This is a genomic window from Methanomassiliicoccales archaeon, assembly GCA_036504055.1.
GTDB lineage: Archaea > Thermoplasmatota > Thermoplasmata > Methanomassiliicoccales > UBA472 > DASXVU01.
Genome location: DASXVU010000001.1, coordinates 21,696 through 29,743, shown reverse-complemented (window position 1 = coordinate 29,743; position 8,048 = coordinate 21,696). Strand labels below are relative to the sequence as shown.

Below are 8,048 nucleotides of genomic sequence, written 5' to 3'. Positions count from 1 at the left end.
GATGCGGAGAGGCGATTCGGCCGCAAGCTCATCTCCAACGATTCCCTTATCTGCGCCGCCGCCCGCATCGGCTCATCGACCGAGAAGATCGCCGCCGGCTATCCGGAGAAGATGAGCACGCTGAACATGGGAGGGCCGTTGCATACACTGGTGGTCCCTTCGAAGCTGCATTTCATGGAGGCTTATGCATTGGTCAAGTTTGCCGGTGCACCTCAGGAGATCGCGGAAGGGGAATGAGGCGCCGGACCATCAAAAACCTTAAGGTGAATTCCCTCACTTGACACATAGGTGGCCTTGACGAAGCATCGTTGAGGCGCGGGACCCGGGATATTTGATGGTCAGTTGGCATTCTGTCGACGAGGAAGCGGTCTTGAAGGACCTCTTGACCGACAAGGAAAAAGGCATCTCCAGCGAGGAAGCGAAAAAAAGGCTAAGGGAATATGGCCCCAACCGGTTCTTCCAGGTGAAGAAGATCAGCTTCTTTGTGATCCTCCGTGAGGAGATCGTGGAACCGATGATACTGCTGCTGCTGTTCATCGGTGTCCTTTACAGCATCCTCGGCAGTCTGGCGGATGCTGCCACCATCATAGTCATCATAATCATACTGGTCATCACCGAGGTCTATAACGAGTACAGGGCCAAGAAATCTATCCTGTCACTGAAGGAGCTGTCCTCGCCGGTAGCCGAAGTGGTGCGGGACGGAAGACCGATGGTGGCGAAGACCGAGGACCTGGTCCCGGGCGACATCATGCTCCTGAGGACGGGAGAGAGGGTGCCGGCGGATGCCAGGCTCCTGGTGTCCTTGGGAATCGAGGCGGACGAATCGTCGCTGACCGGTGAATCGTTCCCGGTACAGAAATCCCCTGGCAAGCTAGAGGGATCAACCGATCTGGCCGACCGGAACAATATGGTATTCTCCGGGACCGTCGTGACCAGAGGGGAAGGGAGGGCGGTCATCGTGGCCACCGGTGTCCAGGCAGAAATAGGTAAGATCGGCAAGATAGTGGAAGAGATCCGGGATCCCAGGACGCCCCTTCAATTGGAGATGAAGGCGCTCGCCAAGTTCCTGGTGTGGGTGGCATTGACCTTCTCGATATTGGTCCCGGTGCTGGGCATCATCCGCGGGAGCATACCGATAAACGACTACAGCCAGATGATCCTTACTGGCCTGTCCCTGGCCTTCGCCACGATACCGGAGGAGTTGCCTATCGTCATCACCATGGTGCTGGCCGTCGGAGCCCTGGCCCTTTCCCGGAAGCACGCCATGGTTAAGAAGCTTAGGGCAGCGGAGACCCTCGGTTCCGTGACGGTGATCGCCACGGACAAGACCGGGACCATCACCCAGAACAAGATGCGTCTGGAATCGTTCTACCTCGACGGCAAGGTGATTTCGTCGAAGGACCTGACCTCCGCTGACCCTCAGATCATTGATGCGGCCCTGCTAGCTTCCGGCGTGATAAGGGATGGTGCGGTGGGAAATTCCTATCGCAACCCCATGGCCCAGGCACTGACCGAGGTCGACCCTTCCAAGCGCGTCGAAGAACTTAGCAATAGATGGAATCTGGTTGACGAGGTCACCTTCGACAACTTGAGGAAGATGGCCACCTATATCTATGACATCCAGGGAAGGGAGAGGATGTTCTCCTCCGGAGCATCGGAGGTCCTGCTGGGCCGCTCGTCGTACGCGATGGAACTGGGAAGGGAAGTGCCCCTGACGGACGGTCTAAGGAAGGAGATCACGGAAAAGGCCGAGGAGATGGCCAGATCCGGACAGCGTGTGATCGCCTTTGCCTACCGGGACCTGAAGGACAAGAGGGACCGGGACGAGACCGGTCTTGTCTTTGCCGCCATGGCTGGCTTCTTCGACCCTCCCCGGGAGGAGGCCAGGTCATCCATCCAGAGCTGCCGGGATGCCGGCATCCGGGTATTGATGGTCACGGGGGATCACCCGCGGACCGCCCAGGCCGTGGCGGCGCAGGTTGGGATCGACTCCGAGAGCGTTCTCACCGGTTCCGATATCGACGGCATGGATGACAATGACCTCAAGGAGGCTTTGGCAAGGACGTCGGTGTTCGCCCGGACCTCCCCGGAGCACAAGGCCAGGATCGTAAGGTTGCTCAAGGACAGGGGAGAGATAGTGGCGGTTACCGGCGACGGCATCAACGACGCCCCGGCACTGAAGGAGGCGCACATAGGGATCGCCATGGGCACCCGCTCCACCGACATCGCCAAGGAGAGCGCCGACATGGTCCTCACCGATGACAACTTCGCCACCATCCAGACCGCGGTTGGCGAAGGGCGGAAGATGTTCGACAACCTGAGCAAGGGGGTAAGATATTACCTGGCATGCAAGGCCGCCCTGGTAGCGGCGTTCCTTCTGCCGATCGGATTGGGCGTCCCCCTTCCCTTCTCGCCGGTGCAGATCATCATGCTGGAACTGTTCATGGACCTGGGCGCGTCGGCGGCATTCGTGGCGGAGAGGGCGGAAGGGGATGTGATGAAACGAAAGCCCCGCGATCCAAAGCATGAGTTCATGGACAGGAAAATGGTGGGAAGCATCGCAGTAGGGGCGATCAGCCTGTTCGCGGCGGTGAGCGCCGCCTACCTATACACCTGGTATACGGACGGCAACCTGGCGGTCTCGCAGACCGTGGCGTTCTCCACCTGGCTGTTGGGGCACATATTCCTGGCGTTCAACATGCGCTCAACGAGCGAACCGCTGGCACATATGGGCTACACCAGCAACCGTGTGATGCTGTTGTGGGCGATGGCAGCCTTGGTCATGCTGTTGATAGCCGTTCCGCTGCCTTTCCTGCACGAGACCCTAAGATTGCAGAGCATCAGTGCGGCACAGTGGGGTCTGGTGATAGTGGCGGCCTTCATCGCCACCTTCTGGATGGAGGCGAGAAAGCTGATCGTATCGAGAAAGGGAACCATATCATGAACAGGGACTACCATCCGACCAGAACGGTCACCTTGATCCGCCTTTCCAGGGCCTGGTCCCCCCGGGATGAATAGCGGATCTTTGCCCGGGGCAGTCTCGAAGCGACATCCTTCATGACCTCCTCCAGCAAATAAGGGTCAGGCTCGGAGGAATTGACCACCAGCACGGCTGAACGGGCCATATCGGTCGGCGAGTCGAACCAGGGAGAGGTGAAGGCATCCTCCACCGCCACCGAGACCCTCTCCAATCCCGAACCGCCATAGCCCACGCCCAATCGTACCTTGGTGCACCCGCGGAAGTCTTCCCTTACGCCCTTGACATCCTCCTGGGTCAGCACGTCGATCAGCTCGTAGACCGGGGAGAGCATGATCTGGTCCATGACGTTGAATGCCTTGCGGATGGGCAGGTTCGGGACCATCTGCATCAGCGAATCGTTGGAATAGATGATCGGGATATCGCAGCTGGACTGTATCCTCAGCCGACCCTCCTGGGCCACTGACCGCCGGTCCGTTCCCTCCACTGAGAACGGTTCGGATGCCGACACAACGACCAGTTTCGCGATCTTCTGGCAGGTCGACGCCACCAGCGGCGTCACATAGCTGCCAGTCTCCCCTCCCAGCCCAACGAAGATGAAGACTATGTCCGGACGGTCCACATGCTCCTTGAGCTTCTCCAGCCACTCCAGGTTTAGCGTGTGGGCGAACTTGGGATCGAGCGAACGGGCCGACTTGACCTGATTGTCAGTGAGCCTCAGGATCCGCTTGATCCGCAGCGCTGCGGAATGCTTGTTGCCTGAGCACACCGCGATCCCGTCCTCGCCCATATGAGAAATGGTATTGCAACCCGCCCCCCCAATACCGATGACCTGCATAGTGGGACGCCTAATGGCCTCACCTCTGCCAAGCGGAATGGACTCGGGGCGCATCATCTTGGGAACGACTGCTGGCGCATTAAACCTTTCCAATGAAAACCGTAAAGGCGGAAATGTATAACCCGAAGCCTACCAGGGCGAGGGCCGCATAGGAGCGGGGAGATCCGCTCGGATTCGTTCTGGATAGGCCAAGGACCGAATTGATGTTCATCATATGGAAGATCAACCCTATGGCGATGACCGCAGGCCAAGAGGCCATGGGAAGGAAGAGCACCGTCGCGACTATGTAGAACGCCAACTCCATGATGAAGGTGGGAATCGGCTTCCCCCACAGACCGAGCCCTACCTTCCTGTCTTTCCCCCATCCAAGGACCGGTAGATCGCCCATATGCACCGGGATATCGAGGACCCAATGGGAAGATGAGGCGACGACGAATACTATTCCGGCAATCGGACCGACCAACAATGCGATGATAAGCCCTGGAATGCATGCAATGGCCGTCCCGATGACCAGGGAATGAGAGAACGGGTAATGGGTGAACTTGATCTCCTTTTGTAGTGCTGTCTCTTTATTTATCTCGACCTTCTCCAATCCGATGAAGATCAGGAAAGGCCAGAGCAGATCGGGGAAGGCCACTCCCACCAGCGGGATTATCTGGTCAACGCCGGGGAACAGATAGATGAGGATGAAGGCCACCGCGAAATGTCCGATGAACATGATTCTCCGACATGTTCACCTGAGCGCATGCATATTTACATTTTCCTGGGGCGCTGGCATCAGCGCTCCCATGGGCCTGGAGAACAGACATCATCTTCGGGAGGCCGGTGATAAACGTTAAATCCGGATAGGCATTCCTAAGACCGGGTATCCACAAAATGGCAGCCATTGGAAGAGTGTTCGGGACCAGCGTCATGGAGCTCAGGTTCAGGACCGAACATTCGGAGGATGTCCAGGTCGGAGAGATCCTGATCATCGAGGACAAGGGGGGGGCCACCAAGTACATGGTGCGGGTAATGGATGTCGAGTATGGCGCCGACGCCGACTCGGATGATTGGCTGGTGCGAGAGGCGGGCACCGCCATGCAGCGGGACAAGGACAACAAGAAGTTCGATCCCGCAGAAATGAGCGACATGATCTACCGGACCGGGATATGTTCCCCGCTGGGATATCTCACCGGGACGGAGTTCAGGAAGGTCAAGTCGATACCGGAACATTTCTCCCGGGTCAGAAGGGCGGATGGCGGCGACTACGAATTCCTCCGTCCCTTGATGGGCGATATAGAGACCGGTCGTCTCCGCTCAGGGGACCAGGTACTGGATTTCCCGGTCGGGATATCGGGACGCTCGTTCCCCCACCATGTCGGCATCTTCGCCACCACGGGGATGGGTAAGAGCAACCTGATGAAGGCGCTGGCGCTCTCATGCATGCGCGAGAGACGCTACGGTTTCCTGATCTTCGATCCGCATGGCGAGTACTATGACGGTGGAGAGATGGGCAAGAAGGGGCTGTGCCATGCTACCGCCGCCAAAGAGGGATTGGTGGTCTTCAGCTCAAGGAAGCTCGAAGGCCCTTACACCACACTGCATGTCAGCTCTTCGGAGATCGAGATAGACGACCTGAAGAACCTGTATGAGTTCACCGGCGCACAGGTCGAGTGCCTGCAGACGGCACAATACCACTATAAGGACGCCTGGCTGATGGCCCTGAGGGACAAGGACGTCAAGACCATCGTCAAGGACCTGCAGGACAAGTTCCAGGAAGGTACGGTCAATGTCATCAAGCGGCGGCTGGACAGCATATTCCAGTTCGACCTGGTCACCACCGACCGGCAGCTGTCCATCACCAAGAACGTGCTCGACTGCCTCTCCAACGGAAAGGTGGTGCTGGTCGACACCTCCAACATGTTCGAGGCGGAGGAACTGCTGATATCCACCGTTCTCACCAGAGCTATCTTCGAGCAGAACAAGGCACTGTACTCGGACAAGTCCAAGTTCGATAGGCAGCCGCCCGTCCTCATCGCCATGGAAGAGGCTCAGCGTGTGCTTTCCCAGGCAAAGGGGACCATCTTCGCCCAGATTGCCCGGGAGGGGCGGAAGTTCAAGGTCGGGCTGTGCGCCGTTTCGCAGCAACCGAAGCTGATCAACGAGGAGATCATCTCCCAGTTCAACACCCTGTTCATACTCGGTCTGGCGGACAAGCGGGACCGGGACATACTTAGGAATTCGGCGAAGCAGGACATTTCCATGCTAGAGAACGAGATCCAGATGCTCATGCCCGGAGAAGCGCTGATCGCGTCGCCGTTCACCCCGTTCGCCATTCCGGTGAAAGTACATTTGTATGAGGAATATCTTAGGCAGTGCAACGGGACCGATGAGGCCTCACGTTCCCGCCCAATGCAGACGGCCCCGGACAAGGGCTTCTTCTGATCGGTGATTTGCCTTGGATGTCCAGATCCGTTTCCTGATGGAGATCACGGTCATACTTGCGGTGGCCGGGGTGACCGCCGTCCTGTTCACCAGGATGAAAATGCCAGTGGTGATAGGATATCTCGCGGCCGGTATCCTGGTGGGGCCGTACCTTTTCCCGTTCGACCTGGTCACCGACACCGACACGGTGAACTCACTGGCCAACCTGGGCATCATTCTGCTGATGTTCACCATCGGGCTGGACTTCAACCTCCGCAAGCTGCGCCAGACCGGGGTATTCGCCATCGTCGCCGGATCGATCGAGATCGTCATAATGATCACCGTCGGCTACGCCCTCGGCTGGGTGTTGGGATGGACCAGCATCGAGTCGATCTTCCTGGGGGCGGTGATGTCGATCTCGTCGACCGCGATCATCGTCAAGGTACTGACGGACGCGGGCCACATCCAGAAACCGTATGCCAGCGGAGTGATCGGCATCCTGATAATGGAGGACATTGCCGCCGTCATCATACTGGCCATGGTCTCGCCCCTGGGCACGGGCAAGGCTCCCGGACTTTCCTCTGCGGTGGGCATCCTGGCGGGAGCGGTGCTTTTCATCGGACTGAGCCTACTGCTGGGCTTCGCGATAGTGCCTAGGATAATCAACTATGTGCAGAGGAAGTACCCGAGCGAGGTTCTGCTGCTGGTTTCCCTCGGACTGTGCTTCGGCATGGCCCTTCTCTCTTCGGAGATCGGCCTGAGCGTCGCCATCGGGGCGTTCGTTATGGGCATCATCGTTTCCCAATCGGCGGCCCAGCAGGAGATCGTGCTTAAGACCATGCCCATAAAGGAGATGTTCATGGCGGTCTTCTTCGTTTCCATCGGCATGCTGATCGACCCTAGGCTGGTACTGGAGAACATACTGCCAGCCATCATCATCGCGAGCGTTTTCATCGTAGGGAAGATGTTCAGCGTGACGACGGCGACCTACGTGGCCAACACCGACGCCCGTTCCTCGATGATGTCCGGCATGGCCATGGTCGCCATGGGCGAGTTCTCCTTCGTCATCGTCAAGACCGGGGTCGAGAACGGGACCCTCAGCCAGTTCTTCTATTCCTCTATCATCGGGGCCGCGCTCATCACTATGATAGTGCTGCCCATAACATTCCGCTATTCCTCGCGGACGGTCGATTTCCTGGAGACCCATCTGCCCGAATCGATCGTCGTTTCCCTGCGTAGGATAGAGTCCACACGTTCTGAGGTTAGGTCCTGGATGGCCACCCATGCCGATAGCAGGAAGGAGATCCTGAGGCACCTCTTCTGGATATTCGTCGACTTCACCATCATCCTGATGATCCAGGTGTTCGCCGGATTCTTCTATGGGTTCGGGGACCTGCTTAATGGCTTGGCCTCCGGACTGTCATTGCTGCCGACCACCCTGGGAATGATCCTCTCGGTGGCGCTCATCGTTCCCCCGCTCATCAGCATCGTGAGGAGGATGAAACACATCGTGGTCATACTGGCAAAGGGACTGGTGGAGGCGGGACGTTTCCAGAACAGCACCGGCCACATGTTCTTCCGGATCATGACCAGACTGGGTTACATCTTCACATTCATCGCTCTGTTCTTCATGCTGATCCCCATAGCGCCCATGGCCCGGGATTTCCCGTTCCTGCTGGTGGCGGCCGTGGTCATAGGCATAATGGTCACGGTATGGCTTAGGGACATCAACAAGGCGACCTATGACAAGATGACCAACCTGCTCAGCGAGAACCTGATGGAACCGAAGCAGGATTCCGGACCTTAGCACACTTTCGGCCATCTCTC

General features: G+C 58.0%; 6 protein-coding genes. 4 read left to right on the top strand and 2 right to left on the bottom strand.

Annotated elements, in window-relative coordinates; genetic code table 11:
- Together VGK23_00130 and VGK23_00125 are read left to right on the top strand one after the other, a co-directional pair.
- A partial coding sequence (locus tag VGK23_00130; GenBank protein ID HEY3418943.1) for a diphthine synthase occupies positions 1 to 237 on the top strand: 237 nt, incomplete at its 5' end.
- Between the two features lie 97 nt (positions 238 to 334).
- The gene (locus tag VGK23_00125) at positions 335 to 2,944 is read left to right on the top strand and encodes a cation-transporting P-type ATPase (GenBank protein HEY3418942.1); all 2,610 of its coding nucleotides are present in this window, start codon (positions 335 to 337) and stop codon (positions 2,942 to 2,944) included.
- Between the two features lie 7 nt (positions 2,945 to 2,951).
- On the opposite strand, the gene VGK23_00120 is transcribed toward VGK23_00125, so the two are convergent.
- Together VGK23_00120 and VGK23_00115 are read right to left on the bottom strand one after the other, a co-directional pair.
- Positions 2,952 to 3,815 carry a hypothetical protein gene (locus tag VGK23_00120; GenBank protein ID HEY3418941.1) on the bottom strand — a complete coding sequence of 288 codons (864 nt, stop codon included), beginning with the start codon at positions 3,813 to 3,815 and terminating at the stop codon, positions 2,952 to 2,954.
- Between the two features lie 79 nt (positions 3,816 to 3,894).
- Positions 3,895 to 4,533 (bottom strand): hypothetical protein, encoded by a 639-nt coding sequence (locus tag VGK23_00115; protein HEY3418940.1) that lies wholly within the window; start codon positions 4,531 to 4,533, stop codon positions 3,895 to 3,897.
- Between the two features lie 158 nt (positions 4,534 to 4,691).
- On the opposite strand from VGK23_00115, the gene VGK23_00110 reads away from it, so the two are divergent.
- Together VGK23_00110 and VGK23_00105 are read left to right on the top strand one after the other, a co-directional pair.
- Positions 4,692 to 6,242, top strand: a complete 1,551-nt coding sequence (locus VGK23_00110) for an ATP-binding protein (protein HEY3418939.1) — start codon at positions 4,692 to 4,694, stop codon at positions 6,240 to 6,242.
- Between the two features lie 13 nt (positions 6,243 to 6,255).
- The gene (locus VGK23_00105) at positions 6,256 to 8,028 is read left to right on the top strand and encodes a cation:proton antiporter (protein HEY3418938.1); all 1,773 of its coding nucleotides are present in this window, start codon (positions 6,256 to 6,258) and stop codon (positions 8,026 to 8,028) included.
- Positions 8,029 to 8,048: the final 20 nt, after the last annotated feature.

Excerpts from the sequence above, each read along its gene's own strand:
- VGK23_00125 (HEY3418942.1), top strand. The coding sequence starts at position 335 with ATGGTCAGTTGGCATTCTGTCGACGAGGAAGCGGTCTTGAAGGACCTC.
- VGK23_00120 (HEY3418941.1), bottom strand. The coding sequence starts at position 3,815 with ATGCAGGTCATCGGTATTGGGGGGGCGGGTTGCAATACCATTTCTCAT.
- VGK23_00115 (HEY3418940.1), bottom strand. The coding sequence starts at position 4,533 with ATGTTCATCGGACATTTCGCGGTGGCCTTCATCCTCATCTATCTGTTC.
- VGK23_00110 (HEY3418939.1), top strand. The coding sequence starts at position 4,692 with ATGGCAGCCATTGGAAGAGTGTTCGGGACCAGCGTCATGGAGCTCAGG.